16 protein-coding genes and 1 tRNA gene are annotated in these 16,093 nt (G+C 55.9%); 5 read left to right on the forward strand and 12 right to left on the reverse strand.

What is annotated here, in order from left to right; genetic code table 11:
• Positions 1 to 93: 93 nt before the first annotated feature.
• The 7 genes from ACVDG4_RS12645 to ACVDG4_RS12675 form a co-directional block, all read right to left on the reverse strand.
• Positions 94 to 423, reverse strand: a complete 330-nt coding sequence (locus ACVDG4_RS12645) for a RebB family R body protein (protein ID WP_133946398.1) — start codon at positions 421 to 423, stop codon at positions 94 to 96.
• A 204-nt stretch (positions 424 to 627) separates the two neighbouring features.
• Positions 628 to 1,398 carry a hypothetical protein gene (locus tag ACVDG4_RS12650; protein ID WP_447235326.1) on the reverse strand — a complete coding sequence of 257 codons (771 nt, stop codon included), beginning with the start codon at positions 1,396 to 1,398 and terminating at the stop codon, positions 628 to 630.
• Positions 1,355 to 2,014: a hypothetical protein gene (locus tag ACVDG4_RS12655; RefSeq protein WP_447235327.1), complete on the reverse strand. Its 660-nt coding sequence runs from the start codon at positions 2,012 to 2,014 to the stop codon at positions 1,355 to 1,357. The genes ACVDG4_RS12650 and ACVDG4_RS12655 overlap by 44 nt, the downstream gene beginning before the upstream one ends.
• Complete coding sequence (locus ACVDG4_RS12660) at positions 2,011 to 2,301, reverse strand: hypothetical protein (protein WP_447235328.1); 291 nt, start codon at positions 2,299 to 2,301, stop codon at positions 2,011 to 2,013. Before ACVDG4_RS12660 ends, ACVDG4_RS12655 begins: the two co-directional genes overlap by 4 nt.
• A 31-nt stretch (positions 2,302 to 2,332) precedes the next feature.
• On the reverse strand, positions 2,333 to 2,965 hold the full coding sequence (locus tag ACVDG4_RS12665) for a hypothetical protein (RefSeq protein WP_447235329.1): 633 nt from the start codon (positions 2,963 to 2,965) through the stop codon (positions 2,333 to 2,335).
• Positions 2,966 to 3,001: 36 nt separating this feature from the next.
• Positions 3,002 to 3,232, reverse strand: a complete 231-nt coding sequence (locus ACVDG4_RS12670; RefSeq protein WP_133946388.1) for a RebB family R body protein — start codon at positions 3,230 to 3,232, stop codon at positions 3,002 to 3,004.
• A 77-nt stretch (positions 3,233 to 3,309) separates the two neighbouring features.
• Positions 3,310 to 3,915, reverse strand: a complete 606-nt coding sequence (locus ACVDG4_RS12675; protein WP_447235330.1) for an RNA polymerase sigma factor — start codon at positions 3,913 to 3,915, stop codon at positions 3,310 to 3,312.
• A 416-nt stretch (positions 3,916 to 4,331) separates the two neighbouring features.
• Here ACVDG4_RS12675 and ACVDG4_RS12680 point away from each other — a divergent pair, with 416 nt between their 5' ends.
• Complete coding sequence (locus ACVDG4_RS12680) at positions 4,332 to 4,997, forward strand: hypothetical protein (protein WP_447235331.1); 666 nt, start codon at positions 4,332 to 4,334, stop codon at positions 4,995 to 4,997.
• 43 nt (positions 4,998 to 5,040) lie between these two features.
• On the opposite strand, the gene ACVDG4_RS12685 is transcribed toward ACVDG4_RS12680, so the two are convergent.
• Complete coding sequence (locus ACVDG4_RS12685; protein WP_447235332.1) at positions 5,041 to 6,048, reverse strand: LLM class flavin-dependent oxidoreductase; 1,008 nt, start codon at positions 6,046 to 6,048, stop codon at positions 5,041 to 5,043.
• Positions 6,049 to 6,294: 246 nt separating this feature from the next.
• Between ACVDG4_RS12685 and ACVDG4_RS12690 the strand changes: the two genes are divergently transcribed.
• The gene (locus ACVDG4_RS12690) at positions 6,295 to 6,819 is read left to right on the forward strand and encodes a flavodoxin domain-containing protein (RefSeq protein ID WP_209178667.1); all 525 of its coding nucleotides are present in this window, start codon (positions 6,295 to 6,297) and stop codon (positions 6,817 to 6,819) included.
• A 53-nt stretch (positions 6,820 to 6,872) separates the two neighbouring features.
• Here the strand turns inward: ACVDG4_RS12690 and ACVDG4_RS12695 are convergent.
• Positions 6,873 to 6,948 (reverse strand) — tRNA-Lys (locus ACVDG4_RS12695).
• A 608-nt stretch (positions 6,949 to 7,556) separates the two neighbouring features.
• Between ACVDG4_RS12695 and ACVDG4_RS12700 the strand changes: the two genes are divergently transcribed.
• Both ACVDG4_RS12700 and ilvN read left to right on the forward strand, forming a co-directional pair.
• Positions 7,557 to 9,332 (forward strand): acetolactate synthase 3 large subunit, encoded by a 1,776-nt coding sequence (locus ACVDG4_RS12700; protein ID WP_209174177.1) that lies wholly within the window; start codon positions 7,557 to 7,559, stop codon positions 9,330 to 9,332.
• Between the two features lie 27 nt (positions 9,333 to 9,359).
• The gene (gene ilvN / locus ACVDG4_RS12705) at positions 9,360 to 9,932 is read left to right on the forward strand and encodes an acetolactate synthase small subunit (protein ID WP_008189543.1); all 573 of its coding nucleotides are present in this window, start codon (positions 9,360 to 9,362) and stop codon (positions 9,930 to 9,932) included.
• Between the two features lie 114 nt (positions 9,933 to 10,046).
• Here ilvN and ACVDG4_RS12710 read toward each other — a convergent pair whose 3' ends face one another.
• The gene (locus ACVDG4_RS12710) at positions 10,047 to 12,581 is read right to left on the reverse strand and encodes a sensor domain-containing protein (RefSeq protein WP_447235333.1); all 2,535 of its coding nucleotides are present in this window, start codon (positions 12,579 to 12,581) and stop codon (positions 10,047 to 10,049) included.
• Between the two features lie 372 nt (positions 12,582 to 12,953).
• Between ACVDG4_RS12710 and serA the strand changes: the two genes are divergently transcribed.
• Positions 12,954 to 14,198: a phosphoglycerate dehydrogenase gene (gene serA, locus ACVDG4_RS12715; RefSeq protein WP_409692852.1), complete on the forward strand. Its 1,245-nt coding sequence runs from the start codon at positions 12,954 to 12,956 to the stop codon at positions 14,196 to 14,198.
• A gap of 57 nt (positions 14,199 to 14,255) precedes the next feature.
• Here the strand turns inward: serA and ACVDG4_RS12720 are convergent, their stop codons facing one another.
• A complete protein-coding gene (locus ACVDG4_RS12720) occupies positions 14,256 to 14,876 on the reverse strand; it encodes a DUF1826 domain-containing protein (protein ID WP_447235334.1) in 621 nt (206 codons plus the stop codon).
• Entirely contained in the window at positions 14,873 to 16,087 is a 1,215-nt protein-coding gene (locus ACVDG4_RS12725; protein ID WP_447235335.1) for a GTP-binding protein, read from the reverse strand. The genes ACVDG4_RS12720 and ACVDG4_RS12725 overlap by 4 nt, the downstream gene beginning before the upstream one ends.
• Positions 16,088 to 16,093 lie beyond the last annotated feature (6 nt).

Consider the following 16,093-nt stretch of genomic DNA (forward strand, 5'->3'; position numbering starts at 1 on the left):
TATAGTTGTTAATTCTTTATTGCTCCACGCATGCGTAATGGCTCCGTTCCAGAAACTGGAACAGAGCCAATGGCTTATAAAGCGGATTTTGGCTTACCGGCCGCCGCTGAACGCCTGAAGGACCGTCATGAGACCGGTGAGGTTGTCGGCAACTCCGGTCTGGCCAACCTTCTCGGTTGCACCTGCACCAGCCATGGTATCCATGCTGTAGATCTGCATGACGCCTTGGTTCACTGCAGCTTGCGCCAAAATGTTTTGCTGCTGTTGTGCGGCCACCGCATTTTCGAACAAAATGCCGGTTGAGTGTGCCATTGACTGGTACAAAGTGCTGATGGCCATGGCTGGGGATTCACCAACCACCTTGACGTTGGATTGGGTCACGGCATCCGTGACCATCGGGTTCACTGTTACGGGATCTGCCATATTTGCTACTCCTTGAGCTGAGCCGGTTCACGTTCGGCTATCGGCACTTGGTTAGACGCCCGCAAATCTTGTGTGTGAAAGCAAACCTGACTTATCTGATTGATAAAAATAGAAAAACAGCAATTCGGACCCAAAAAAATCCCGCTCAACGAAAAGCCCGCCGACGATGGCGGGCGGGCTCATACAATCCTCAGGCAATCCAGATTATGATTTTGGTCTGTTTTGTTGCTGGCCCGCATTCGCTTGAGACCGGAGCCCCGCGATTTGGCGCTCAACCTCTCTGGCTACCATTGAGTTGATATTCCCCATCAATGTGTTGAGCTGATAAGCAACCTTTGGATCAGCCAGTGCTGCAGCGCCTGGCCCGAAGTGCGGCACTCCCTGGAACGCCTCCCCCTTTTTTTGCTGACTGGCTTTCAAAAGCTCAGTGAGGGAGGCCTTGTCATTGAGAAGTTTTTCAAGGGCAGCCTGTTGTGCGGACATGGTTTTGGAAAGTTGCTCTGCCTTGTCCCGCGCATCGGTCAGGACGCGTTCTACCGCTTGCATCCCTTCATCCAGCGCAGCATCCCCGGCTTCCTTTTTCTTTAAAATTTCGGCTGCGATCCCGACAACTGTCGGCAATGACCTGTAGAGGGATTGGTAGTCGGACTGCAAAGTCGAGGTCTTCAGGAAACTCTCAAGAATTTCCTTGAGGAGGTCTGAGCCTCCGCTGCTTCTTCGGCCAGAGCCAGTGCCAGTGCCTGTAGCTGATCCGGGAGCGTCGTTTTGTTGACGGGCGCTACCAGGCTCACCGGAAGGTGCCTTTAATGGCGCATGTTGGGAGCTGCTATCTTGTCCGTCAGCTCCGCTGGAAGGCGCTGTTTCTTGCGTTAGTGTATCGGCTGCCGCAGTCGCCGGCGCGCCTTTTGCGCCTTGGGTGGAGGCCTTTGGATCACCCGCGCCTGCGGGGGCGGCTGGACTTGGTTTGCGGACCATTTTCCGGCTCCTTTATCTCATCGCTCGGCTCTGACGTTTGTTGTTCCCATTCGGGTAGTGGGGGCTCACGGTCCTGCAATCTGGAAACCATCTGCTCGCGGATGGACGCAATCCGCCGTGCCCTCAATGGTCCCAACTTTGGTTCCGTCCAATCGGCGCTATCGGCTTCCGCCTTCCTCACGTACCTGCATGCAAGGATATCCCGGTTCCAGTCACGGATTTGACCTCGGCAATGCTCTTGAGGGCGCTGCGGACGGTCCGGCCGCGAACTAGACACATCCGCTGTAAGACGGTGATCGGCGTCGCCCGGGAACCCTGGATCTACACAGCCGCACAGGCCATGATTCTGCGATCTTCCATTTGCCGTCTCGCTTGCATGAATGCTGGCAACTGCCTCAGATGCAATCGGATCGTTGATACCTTCCAGGGCCCGCAGAGCTGCTTCTACGGATGCGCGGGCCTCAACCAAGTAGGTGGACCGTTGTGCAAACTCGATATGGACTTCCGGTTCCGTAAAGCTGCCGCGAACCTGTTCGGCAACTTCGGCCCAGTTCACAAGGCACTCGAGAAGAAGGTCATCAATCTCGTGATAAGCGGTTATGAGATGTGCGGTCATTTCTTTCTCCCGGTCATGCGGTCCAACAGGCGGTTGACCGTCTCCTTTTCTTCCGCGCTCAGGTCTTCAAACGCTTCTGAAATCGTTTTTTCCTTCTGAACCTTTGGAAGCTTCCCTCGCTGGCTATCGTCTCCCGGAACGCTTTTGTCGCGACCTGTTTCATCCCGGCCGCGGTTTTCGTCGTTGTCACCCGCAAGGGATCGGGGCTGGGTCAAAGGCCAGAGAGTAGTTTCCTTCGGGACGGCCAAAATTGACGCCCCCGGGCGCACTTGATGATATGCAAACATTGGCTGCCTCCTGTTGGTTCAGCCCGCAATATTATGACCCCGTTTTGAAATCAGAGATCACCGTTTTGGCCGAGGTTCCTGCTGTCGTGCTTACGCTTCCATAAACACCCACTGCCTGCGTCACCATTTGCTGGATGTCGGTCAAAAGCGGGATTTCCTCGCCGGCAAGCGGCGGATTCTCAGCAGCTTTCTTGATCGCAACCGCCTGTGCCGCCACCGCAATCTGCATGATCGCATTCATGTAGTTTGCAGCATCTTGAACCGCGAGGCCGGTTGTCTGGCCAACCATCAACTCCGGCGGTGTCGACACCATGGTCGGTGCATACTCGGCGTTTTCATAGTTGGAAAACTCGGCAGCTTGAACGGCTTGCTGATTGAGCGCAGTGGTGGTGGGCGCAGTTTGAGCAGGTTGCGGAGTGTTATGCCCCCCTGTGTCACCGCCTTTTCCGAGACCGGCTCCGCTTGGCGCGCCGTTATCAGGCTTATCGCCGTTGCCATTCTTAGAAGCTGTCATGGCCTTTGTGTCCTTCTGCGCCGCAGGTTTCAGGTGACCGTTCGCATCGCGTGATAATCCCGGAACGGCGGCATTGGCCTCTGTTGCCGGATTTGCCGGTTTCGAAGCCGGCTTGCCTTTGCCCATCAAAGACTTGAGCGCGCCAAACATCACTGATTACTCCCTGATTGACGCCCCTTACGCCCGTTAGCCGGATTCGCCGATATCCATGATCAGCTGGCACGCCTTGGAAACCACCGCGGTGGTGATCTGGTTCATCGCCTGCTGACTGTGGACCGCATTCTGGATAGACAAACCGGAAGCGTGGCTTGCCACCTGATAAAGGCTGGCGATCGCCTGGGCCGGGGCCTCGGCGACAACTTTGACGTTGGTTTGTGTCACCGCATCCGTGATTTGTGCATTGACAATGTCAGCCATCTCTTCATCCAGTTCCGTGTTGATCGCGATCCAATCGGCCTGTGTATCCGGTACGAGCCGTCAGGAGAGTGGACGCTTCATTGCACCGCCTGTGACACCGGGCGGGTTTGTTTGCCGGGCGCAGTGTCTTCTCCGACGGCCTCGCGCAAATGCTGACGCAGATGCTGGACACGCTTACGGGCAAGCGGTTCCGAAATGGCCATGGTCACGGCAATCTCCTTGTAGGTACACTCTTCGCAAAACCTCAGGCGAAATATGCGCTTGAACTCCGGTGTCAGTGCATCGACTGCCGTCAAAACCGTCCGCAAAGCATCCTGATGCCGCAAAGTGTTCTCTTGGTCCGGCTGCCTGTCTGCAAGGTCAGCTTTGTGATCCTGATAGATGTCAGCGCCGAAGTCACGAACCTGGCGTTCGGACGTCTCTTTACGCAAGCGGCTGATATATTCGTTCTTCATGGCGAACAGCAGGAAAGCCCGCGGTTCACGAATAGCCGTATGGTGCCGCTCAACGTGGCTGACCGCCTTAATCAAAGTTGCCGACAACAAATCCTCAGCCGCCTCCCGATCTCCGTGGGTCAGGCGAAGAGCTCTGCGGCGCAGCACCTGCCCATCGTCTATCCAGCTCATCCAAAGGCTTTGCGCTGGACCATTCCACCTCAGCACCTGTGCGTTCTGGCCTGTCATACGGCGTCTCCGTTTCGCACTTTGAACCCGTTTTGTTCACACAACCCAAGGACGCTAGGAATTTTTTCTTGTGATCTGTTTTTTGAGATTTTTTCGGAAAAGGCTTGCTTCAAAACATAATATCGCCACCAACACCATGTTTTTATTGTATTAAGCTATGTGCGTTTCATTATGCAGTTTAACATACGAACACCGCAGCACAACCAAATACACAACCTTAAATAGATATCGGCGATTGAGGCGATGAAGCAGGACATTGTAGGGACAGCAGCGTAATCAGCAGAAACGCGGATTACGAATGAGAGACACAGGCAATGTATCCAGACCGGCCACCCCCGAATAAACCTTCGTTTTTGCAATTGTTCCACATCGCGGCCAAATGTGATTGCCTTTATCTTTTGGACTTTTATTGCCAGTTGCTTTTCTCACACAACCGAACAAGCCACCTGTCGGAAGAACAACAGGCCTTTCTGGCAAAAGCAGCCCATGATGATATTATTGCCGTAGCGGCTGAGCAAAACAGGCTTTTGCCTCCAAGAGATCAATTGCTGTTGTGTGGCAATGAACCTTATTTCATCAAGCCAATGCCAATCGAAGCCGTCGAAAGTGGTCTGGCCGGCGATGAGGAAAAATTTCTTTTCAATCTCTGGCACGAGAACAAAGGCGTCATTCAAAACGATGACCGCCTGACGAAACTTTCCTCAAAGTTTATTCTCACCTTGCCCGAAGCTGATGCAGGCAAAGTCCCTGAATTGACCTTTGCCGGGCGCGACAGCACGTTCCGCAGAATGTTTCCAACCGCGATCGCAAACAACCGTCCGGTGGTGGATGTATTGCCGGAAAAATACGTGGCGGCTGCAACGGATGCCTATCATATGGCAATTGCGGGAGAGCCGTCCTTTGACATTCAAAGAACAGGACCGCTCCTCGGACCTAAGGTCCCGAACATCACCCAGCAGCGCCTTGTGCTGAAATTCAAGTCCTCATCCGGATTTGAAAGGGTTTTCAGCCTGATCCGGGTCCTTCAGATTCATGAAACTTCAGACCGCGTGAAAAGTTCAGCTCCGAAGCTAGGAAACTAGCTACTGCGGGGCGCAAAACCGTCCGCCCTTTAGAACCTTCTCCTTAAGCGGCCTGCGGTTTCACCTGTAAATCCCGCAAGACGGCGCCCGCAATTTCAAAGGACCGGAGACGCGCCTTGTGATCATGGAGCATGCCGGTGACCATCAACTCATCTGGCTTGTAGCGATCCAACAGCTGCTGAATCTGAACATGGACCATCTCCGGTGACCCCGTGGCAGAACAAGACAGCGCATGTTTCACCTGCGCAAGAACCGGCGCCGGAATTTCTGAAGACAAATCCTCGACCGGATACGGGAGTTTGCCTGGCCGCCCGGTCCTTAGGCGCGCAAATGCAAGATATTGCGAGGACCGCAGATACTGCGCCTCTTCATCACTTGCCGCCGCACACACACCAGCAGCCATCACCGTATAAGGCTGATCCAGATATCGCGACGGCTGGAACTGGGCCCGGTAGATCGAAAGCGCGTCTTCGAGCATGTCTGGCGCGAAGTGTGAGGCGAACGCATAAGGCAAACCATAGTGCGCTGCCAGCTGAGCCCCATAAAGGCTAGAGCCGAGGATCCAGACCGGAACATGTGTGCCCGCGCCTGGAATGGCTCGGACACGTCCACTTTCAGCCTCATCTGCGAAATAGGCCATCAGCTCCTGAACGTCTTGGGGAAAGGTGTCGTCCAGCGCCATATGCCGCCGCAAAGCGCGCGCCGTTGCCATATCGGTTCCAGGCGCCCTTCCCAAGCCCAGATCTATCCGGCCCGGATAAAGGCTTGCCAGCGTGCCGAACTGTTCTGCAACGACCAGCGGCGCATGATTGGGCAGCATAATCCCACCGACACCAACCCGGATGGTGCTGGTCGCCCCCGCCACATGCCCAATCACAACAGCGGTCGCCGCACTGGCGATCCCAGGCATGTTGTGGTGCTCGGCCAGCCAGAACCTGTGATACCCGTTGGCCTCCGCCATCTGGGCGAGCTCAACCGAATTGCGGAGCGCATCAGCTGCCGTTTTACCCTCCGGGATGGGCGACAGATCGAGCAGGGAAAACTTATGCATGAGTGGCTCCTTTGTCTGGCAGCTATTCACTCAAACACACCCATACAAGCCTCAACCCGCATTTTTAGCTAACACCGGCTGATTTCTGCCACCGCAACAATCCTGATCCAGCAGGCAAGAGCTGTCGCATTTAAGTAAGGCGATTTGCCGCAACCGGACATCAAAAAAGCACGTGAAAATGCGGACGAACGGCAGAACCCCGCTGTGCTAGCGTCACATCATCGAGTGAAAGCGATGGGGGCAACTATGAACTTTCTGATTGTCTATGCAAGCACCGAGGGGCAAACAAACAAAATCGCCAAATTCATGGCCGGATTACTGACCAATGCCGGTCACCAGGTTCGGTTTCACAATGTCAGCGATGTTTCTGACGGGCTCGCAATCACAGACTATGATCACGTTATCGTTGCAGGGTCTGTACACTCTGGAAAGCACCAACCAGATCTTCAGCTCTTCGTTTACGCAAACCGGGAACGGTTAAACAAACTGCCAAGTCTACTTGTGTCCGTGAGCCTTGCGGCAGCATTTCCAGACACCCAGAGCGAAGCCCAAGGATATGTCGACGCCTTCCTGGAGGCTACAGAATGGCAGCCGACGCATACGCTCCTGACCGCCGGCGCGATCAAACCAGGGATTTACGACTGGTTTCAAAAATCGGCCTTGCTGGAAGGGGATCTGGCGGCTCATGTTGATGAAGATCTTCAAGACACGCGCGAATTCACAGACTGGGATGCGTTGAAGCAAAAAACAGCTGAACTCACCGCCACTTGACGCGACAACAGGTTGAACCAGCGCAATCTGTTTCAGCCATTATAGAAGAAAATTGGTGGGTGAGTGGGGGCTCGAACCCCAGACCCGCTGATTAAGAGTCAGCTGCTCTACCAACTGAGCTACACACCCAACGCTGTGGCGATGCCCAAGGGCCTTCGCCGATTGCGGGGATATATAGTCGCCACCATCCGGCTGCAATGGCTCTGTGATACTTTTTTGTCACGCCGCTCAGCCGTTTCCACAGCTTCGGTTCAGCCACGCGATACCCCAACTGCGCGCTGGCCTGACCACTGGATGTTGGAAATTTTCAAAAACATTGCCGATCTTATGCGCAACAAATGAATTTTTGGCTTGACCCCTCCCCCCGGTCTCACTAGGGTGCGGCGCATCAAATCGGGCCGGAAGAGCCGGTTTGTGCGTTGGCTGAATGCGGTTCAACGCGTGGGAACGCCGCACTTTCTTCCAAACGGTCTTGTTATCAAAGACCTGCAGCATCAAAGGACCGGAACGACATGATGATGTCGCTCATTCTAGTAGTGGTGGAAAAGCGCGCCCTGGCGGGATAACCCCGACCGGCATATTGGCGCGCGACCAAGGCTCCCTCAGGGGCCTTTTTTTGTATCCGCCGCCTGAAACGCTTCTTCTTCCGGACTTTGATGCCGCAGCAACAGGGCCAAAACCAAACTTGAGAGCCAATAGCCTGACCCATCAGGCGAACATGCAAGGACGTGAGACGAATGACACGGGAAATGACCGGCGCTGAAATGGTTATCCAGGCGCTGAAGGACCAGGGAGTTGACACAATCTTCGGCTACCCGGGTGGTGCTGTGCTTCCCATCTATGACGAGATCATTCAGCAGGACGGCCTTGAGCACATTCTGGTGCGCCATGAACAAGGGGCTGGCCATGCTGCGGAAGGTTATGCGCGCTCTACCGGCAAACCCGGCGTTGCCCTGGTCACATCCGGGCCCGGCGCAACCAACATGGTCACCGCCCTTACGGACGCCATGCTGGACAGCATTCCGCTGGTCTGCATCTCCGGCCAGGTTCCGACCCACTTGATCGGCAACGACGCTTTCCAGGAATGCGATACGGTCGGCATCACCCGCCCCTGCACCAAGCACAACTGGCTGGTCCGCAATGTCGACGACCTGCCACGCATCCTGCATGAGGCCTTTTATGTCGCGACCTCCGGTCGTCCGGGCCCGGTTGTTGTCGACATTCCGAAGGACGTCCAGTTCGCAACCGGCACCTATCAGGGGCCGACCCCGAACCCGGCTGCAGCCCACAAGAGTTACCGGCCGCAGGTCAAGGGCGACGCAGCGTCGATCCGGATGGCAGCCGAAATGATGGCAGCGGCCAAGCGGCCAATCCTTTACACGGGCGGCGGTGTCATCAACTCCGGCCCGCAAGCCACACAGCTTTTGCGCGAGCTTGTGTCCCTGACCGGCTTCCCGATCACCTCAACCCTGATGGGTCTCGGCGCCTATCCGGCTTCCGGTGACAACTGGCTGGGCATGCTCGGCATGCATGGAACCTACGAAGCCAACATGGCGATGCATGATTGCGATCTGATGATCAACATCGGTGCGCGCTTTGACGACCGGATCACTGGTCGGACCGACGCGTTCTCGCCGGGCTCCAAGAAAATCCATATCGACATCGATCCATCCTCCATCAACAAGACGATCAATGTCGACCTGCCGATCATTGGCGACGTCGGCCATGTTCTGGAGGATCTGGTCCGGATATGGCGGTCTTCATCCATGAAGGCAGATGCGGCAGCGATGAAAGACTGGTGGTCGCAGATCGATACCTGGCGTGCACGCAATTCTCTTGCCTACAAGCCAAACAGCGATGTCATCATGCCGCAATACGCCATTCAGCGGCTGTATGAGCTGACCAAGCACCGTAAGACCTTCGTCTCAACGGAAGTCGGTCAGCACCAGATGTGGGCGGCGCAGTTCTATGGCTTTGAAGAGCCGAACCGCTGGCTGACGTCGGGCGGCCTCGGAACTATGGGCTATGGCTTGCCAGCTGCGATCGGCGCGCAAGTCGCACACCGCGACGCCTTGTGTGTCGATATCGCAGGCGATGCATCGATCCTGATGAATATCCAGGAAATGTCGACGGCCGTACAATACCGGTTGCCGGTTAAGGTGTTCATTTTGAACAACCAGTACATGGGCATGGTCCGCCAGTGGCAGCAGCTCCTGCACGGCAATCGCCTGTCTCATTCTTATACGGAAAGCCTGCCGGATTTCGTCAAGCTGGCCGAGGCCTATGGCGGGGTTGGTTTCCGGGTGGAAAAACCGGGTGATCTGGACGGTGCCATCGAGGAGATGATCGCAGTCGACAGACCGGTCCTGTTTGACTGCCGGGTTGCGGCACTCGCCAACTGCTTCCCGATGATCCCGTCGGGCAAGGCTCACAACGAAATGCTGCTTCCGGACGAGGCCAATGACGAGGCCGTTGCCAACGCGATTTCCGCTGAAGGCAAATCCCTCGTTTAAGGCCAGGTCACAAGGATTTTTGAGAAGATGAACGCACAAAACGTCAATGCACCTTCCGCCTATTTCCTGGCCGAAGTCAGCAATGAAATCGAAACCCATACCCTATCGCTGATCGTTGACAATGAGCCGGGCGTGCTTGCCCGGGTGATTGGCCTGTTTTCCGGGCGCGGTTACAACATCGACAGCCTGACCGTGTCGGAAACAGAGCACGAAAAGCATTTGTCCCGGATCACGATCGTGACGACCGGTACACCGATGATCATCGAGCAGATCCGCCATCAGCTTGACCGCCTTGTGCCTGTGCACCGTGTCACCGACCTGACGGTACGAGCCCGCCGGCTCAACCAGGACAAACCGCTGGAGCGCGAACTGGCATTGATCAAGGTTGTCGGCGACGGCGACAAGCGCTTGGAAGCTCTGCGTTTGGCAGATGCATTCAAGGCAACCGTCATCGATGCAACGACCGAGCATTTCGTCTTTGAAATTACCGGCCGGACATCCAAGATCGAGCAGTTCATCTCCATCATGAAACCGCTCGGACTGGTCGAGGTCTCCCGCACCGGTGTCGCTGCGGTTCAGCGGGGATCAGAGGGCCTCTAAAAGAAGTTCTTCGGAAAAAATATTGGCCCCGGTGACTGAACCGGGGCTTTTTTTATTTGGCTGCGTCTGATCCAAGTCAGTCCGGCTGGTTCAAAACGCCAAGTTTCTCAGAAACTATCTCGCGACCGGAAGACCTGTCACGACATCCGAATCGTCTTGCTGCGTCTCAAGGAGAGCGACCAAGTCGGAAAACGGCATTGGTTTGGCAAAATAGTAACCCTGAAGACGATCGCAGCCGAGCTTGGAAAGAAGGTCTGCCTCTTCCTTGGTCTCGACCCCTTCCGCTGTGACGCCAAGTTCCAGTGCCTGCGCAATCTCGATGATCGAGCGTAGCAAACGCAATCCACCACTGCCGGCTGTCACCAGGGGCGCCAAACGGCGATCAATCTTGAGCCGGTCCGGGTTGATCCGCTGCAGTGCGACCACCGATGCCCGGCCACTGCCAAAATCATCGACTTCTATGGAAATCCCCATGCCGCGAAGCTCATCCAGCCGCTGCAAGAACGTATCATCCTGTTCTTCTAAAAAGATCGTCTCAAGCAGCTCAAAACTTATCTGCCCTGGATAGGCCTGAATTTGTCGTTGAAGATCCTCAAGATCAGTCAGATTGACCCTGTCTTCACTGACATTAAACGACAACCCGATGGAGCCTGATGCGGCGGCGGGCAAATTGCGGCATTGATCAATCGCCTTTTCAAACATCTGCTGATCGATTTCACCTGCAACACTGAGGTCTGTGGCAATGGGCAGGAAATCACCCGGCGCAAGAATTCCCTTCTCAGGGTGACGCCACCGGGCCAGAACTTCAATTCCGACGATCCGGCCGGATTTTGCTTCCACTTGCGGCTGGTAGTAAGGCTCGAACTCCTTCTCCTCGATCGCACGCAGAATATCATCCGCAAGCGCTTTCGCCTGGCGGACGTCTTCCAGATCCGAACGGTCATAAATCTCAATACGCCCACGGCCACGATGTTTCGCCTTGTAAAGCGCCACATCAGAGTTGGTGAGGAGATTTTCAACTTCAGAAAGCGGTGTCTCGGCGATCCCTATCGAGGCGCCCACGCGGCACTCCTTGTCATGGGTGCGTACGGGTCGCGACAAATCCTTCAAAAGCGTTTTGGCGAGATCGCCCGGCCGGTCCAAGTTATTTGACAATGGAGCCAAAACGACAAACTCGTCTCCGCCGATCCGGGCAACAGCCTCGCCGGGTTCCAAAACAAGCCGGATACGGTTCGCCGCCTCGACCAGCACATCGTCACCAGCCCGATGGCCCATCGTATCGTTGATCTGTTTGAACCGGTCCAGATCGATATGAAGCGCCGCGATTTCTCCGCCAACAACCTGACGCCGCTCTATGAATTCCTCCAGCTTTTTCGCCAGGTATCTGCGATTGCCCAGACCGGTCAGATCATCGTGAAGCGCCATGTGGGTAATTTCGGCATTGGCCTTCTTCAGTTCTTCAGAATTCCTCTCGAGCGCCCGGCGCTGACGGACCAGCTCGGTCGTATCGATCCGCAAGATGACCAAATCGCCGTTTTCAACCCGTGACCGCAACAAGCGATGATGCACATCACCCGGCAACTCCAAGTCCTGAACCGGTTTGTTTACGTCCTGAGTCTGATGCGCATCAGACATCCATTCCTTTTCTCTGCCAATTGCGTTGGCAATTTTCCCTGCTCTAACGGCGACCCGGGCAACTTCGGTGCGATGCATTCCGGCTTTCAGATCCTCAGGGTCATTCGACATCGACGCCCGATACGCATCGTTGCAAACCACAAGGCAATCATCCGCATCGTAGATAACAAACGGTGCCGGATAAGCATTCAATGCGGCAATCAACCGGGCTTGCGCCTCTTCGGCAGCCCTTTTTTCACGAACAAGTTCTGTCGAGTTCAATCGGATAACGACGTAGTCGCCATTGGGCGCGCGTGATCGCAAAAGGCGATGATGAACATCCCCGTCCAGCTCCACGTCCTGCGCCGGCATCTCCAGCGTATCTGGAGACAGGATTTCATTGATCCATTCGTCTTCCCGGCCAACTGCAACGGGATATCGTCCATGCTGGATTGCAAGGCGCAGCACCTCTTTGAGATGCATTCCCTCAATCAGCTCGTCCGGTGCATCGGTTACGGAGGCTGCATAGCCGTTGTTGCGGTAGACAAGCTTCAAATCAGAATCGTAGATAACGATCGGATCCGGATAAGCATTGAGCGCGCTCAAGATCCGCTGATGTGCATCTTTAAGCGCCGCCAGATCTTCATCCGCACTATCAATCTCCGGGCTGCGCTCCGTCGCTTTGGCCGCAACCAATGCGCCAGAGATGTCTATGTAAGTCACACAGCTGTAAAGCTCGCCTGTGGCTTCATCTTGATACGTAAAACCAGACGCGCTCACAAAAAACGTCGAGCCGTCCTCCTTGGACAGCTCTGCAGTTTCGCGGATTCTTCCGGATGGGCACTGGAGAAGCTGCCTATGAACGCCTGCAAACGGAAATGTATTCTCGAAAGTCCGATCTCTCTGGCCTCCGAACAACACATCAAATGCATGATTGGTGTAGGCGACTTGCAAGACCTTGCCGTCCGGCCCTGATTGGCAGACAGCAACAGCATCGGCTGTCAGATCAAGAAACGATTTTTTGAGTAATTCCAATCCAGCACTCGCCTTCGGAAGCATCTCTTTTGTATTATGAAACACCCGTTAGTCAAGAATGAATGGAAGTAAACAAAAATCCAGTTCTTTCCAGAAGAATATACTTACTATTGTAAAATATAACCATGCCGCAGGTGCAAAAAATAATAACATCCAAACGAACGGCAATGGCAAAGGCCTCTTCTACGGAAGGTGCCGATAAAAGTGAGAGACTGATTCATCTTCAAAGCGCACAGCTCGAAGAGCGCTTAAGGACCCATTTGTGCCATCGCGACCTAGACGCGACACGGATCTGCGCGTATACGACACCGGCGTTTTTGCGGCGCACCTGCCGCAGCTGATACACCTGTCAAGAATAGAGGCTCTAGGCCCATGATCCACGGTCTGTCCCGGCCGAAGAACCAGATCCGCTGGCTGCTGCTGGAAGGTATTTCGCCGACCGCGCACGCGATTCTGGAGAAAAACGGTTACACGAATGTGGAAGTCCTGTCCGGCGCGCTGGAAAAGGACGCCCTGATCGAAAAAATGCAGGACGTGCAGATGCTCGGCATCCGCTCCCGGACACAAGTAACGGAAGAGGTTCTGGAAGCGGCAAAGTCGCTGGTCGCCGTCGGCTGTTTTTCTGTCGGCACCAACCAGGTCGACCTCGGCGGCACCCTGACCCGCGGCATTCCCGTCTTCAACGCACCGTTTTCCAACACGCGGTCCGTTGCTGAACTGACCATTGCCGAAATCGTCATGTTGATGCGCGGCGTCTTTCCCAAATCGAGCGGCGCTCACGAAGGCCGCTGGATGAAGACGGCTGCCGGTTCTCACGAAGTACGCGGCAAGACGCTCGGCATCATCGGCTACGGCAACATCGGCACGCAGCTGTCCAATCTCGCAGAAGCCATGGGCCTGCGGGTGATCTATTACGATACCATCGACAAGCTGCAGCACGGCAACGTCATGCCAGCCGAGAGCATGGATGCACTCCTTGCAGAATCCGACGTCGTCTCCCTGCACGTGCCCGACACGCCGGGCACCCGGGACATGTTCGGCGCAGATCAGATCGCCAAGATGAAAAAAGGCGCGTTCCTGATCAACAATGCCCGCGGCAAGGTCGTTGACATTGACGCGCTCGCAGCAGCCCTGAAATCCGGACATCTGGCCGGTGCTGCGGTGGATGTCTTCCCGGTTGAGCCGAAGTCCAACAAGGACGAGTTCATCTCGCCGCTGCGCGGTCTCGACAACGTGATCTTGACCCCGCATGTCGGCGGCTCTACCGAAGAGGCTCAGGCTCGCATTGGTGAGGAAGTCTCCAAGCGTCTGGTGGAATACTCAGACGTTGGCTCTACGATCGGCGCAGTGTCCTTTCCCCAGGTTCAGCTGCCAAAGGGCACGGATGCGACCCGCTTCATTCAGGTGCACCACAATGCACCTGGCGCGATGCGCACATTGAACGATCTCTTCACCCGGCACGACCTCAACATCCATGCCCAGTACATGCAGTCGCATCTGGACATTGGTTATGTGGTTCTTGATGTCGACAGCCCGGTTCAGGATCCGGTCAAGATCTTGGAAGAAATCCGGGCCTTGCCAAACACAATCCGCGCCCGCCTGCTCAACCGGGTTTGAGCCGAAAGAGCATCTCACGCAGACATTAGAAGCCCCGCAACTTGCGGGGCTTTGCATTCAAGCAACAGGATCGATGACCAGCAACAATCTCGGACCGTCTTCCGGTGTAACCTCCGGCGAGCGGTGCAGGATGCCGGTGGTCTCGTCCGTGTCCCAGAGCGCGCCGCGAAAGAGAGCCACAGCGCCGCGTTTCACCCGCCGGATGCGCTTAGGGTCCGCTTCAGAGCCCAAGGGAACATATTCGGTCCCCGCTCCGCGATAGGTGCACAGCAAACGCGCCGGCACCCGGTCAATGTGAAACTTCGGACACATCACCTCATCGGCCACATCCAACCGCACCCGGACGTGATCAACGTCAAGGATCTTGGCCATCATGACCGCAAGGGCGCCAATATCGCTCGCCAGAACATCCCGGTTTGGACATGCGCCGAGACCTGATGTTTCACACGCGGTGATCACGGCGGCTTCGGCCAGATGAACCGGAACAACGGTTCGAAGGTCAGGCAACCGGTCCATATCAAGACCATTCATCCACGACTGGAAACCCGGCTCCGGTGTGCGCTGCCAGATCGCAGCTGCAACACCCGGCGAAGCAATTTCGGTCAGGATGTCCGCATCCCGCCCCATGAAGACGTCGGCTGCAACTGGACCGTCTGAAGGTTCAAGTGCAAGGCTCATTCGGCAGCCTCCCGGCGTTGAAAGGGCGGGAATGGGTCGGCAAGGGATGCAAAAGCCGACAAGTCGTCCCCGGCCTCCGGCGGGATCAGACACGCATCCATCCGCTCCCGCAGCTCGGGCCAGTCAATGCCTGCGCCTATAATGACGATTTCCTGGCGGCGATCACCGAATGGCTCAGACCAGTGGGACCGGGCATAGGCCTGAACACGCTCGTCCTGCGGCCATTGCGACGGCGGAACAGAGGCCCACCAGGTTCCAAGCGGGCTGATGCTGGACAGCGCGCCAGCGAGCGAAAACTCCAGCACATAATCCGGGCGGCTTGCGATCCAGAAGTGTCCTTTGGCGCGGATAACACCCGGCAACGATCCGTTCAAAAGCGCGTGGATTTTGGCAGGATCAAAAGGCCGCCGGGCGCGGTAGACATAGGAGGCAACGCCATATTCCTCCGTTTCCGGGACATGGTCGGCAAAACCATAAAGCTCTTTGGCCCACATCGGGTGCTCATGGGCCTTTTCGAAGTCGAAAAGCCCCGTGTTCAGGATTTCGGAAGGCTCCACAACGGAAAAGTCGGTCTCAATGATGCGGGCGTCCGCATTGAGGCTGCGAATGATCTTGCGGGCGGCGTCCACTTGGCCCGCATTTGCTGCGCTCACCTTGTTGAGCACCACGACATCGGCAAACTCGATCTGATCGGTGAGGAGATGCACGAGGGTCCGCTCGTCCTCTTCGCCGAGCGTCTCGCCCCGGTCACTCAGGAAATCATGGCTGGAGAAGTCCTTCAGAAGGTTCACCGCATCGACAACAGTGACCATCGTGTCGATCCGCGCAACGTCGGAGAGGCTCTCCCCCTCCTCATCCCGGAAATCAAAAGTTGCCGCCACTGGCAACGGCTCCGAAATGCCGGTCGATTCAATCAGCAGATAATCGAACCGGCGCTCTTCAGCGATCCGGCGCACCTCCTTCAAGAGGTCGTCACGAAGGGTGCAACAGATGCAGCCGTTCGACATTTCGACCAGTGTCTCATCGGTATGGCTGAGCGCCGCACCGCCGGACCGCACCAAATCCGCGTCAATGTTCACTTCGGACATGTCGTTCACGATGACGGCGACCTTCAGACCGTCGCGGTTGTTGAGAACGCGGTTCAGCAACGTGGTTTTGCCGGCGCCCAGAAAGCCGGACAGGATCGTTACTGGCAAACGGATGGCAGACATGGGCTC

The sequence above is a fragment of the Roseibium sp. MB-4 genome (assembly GCF_053005265.1).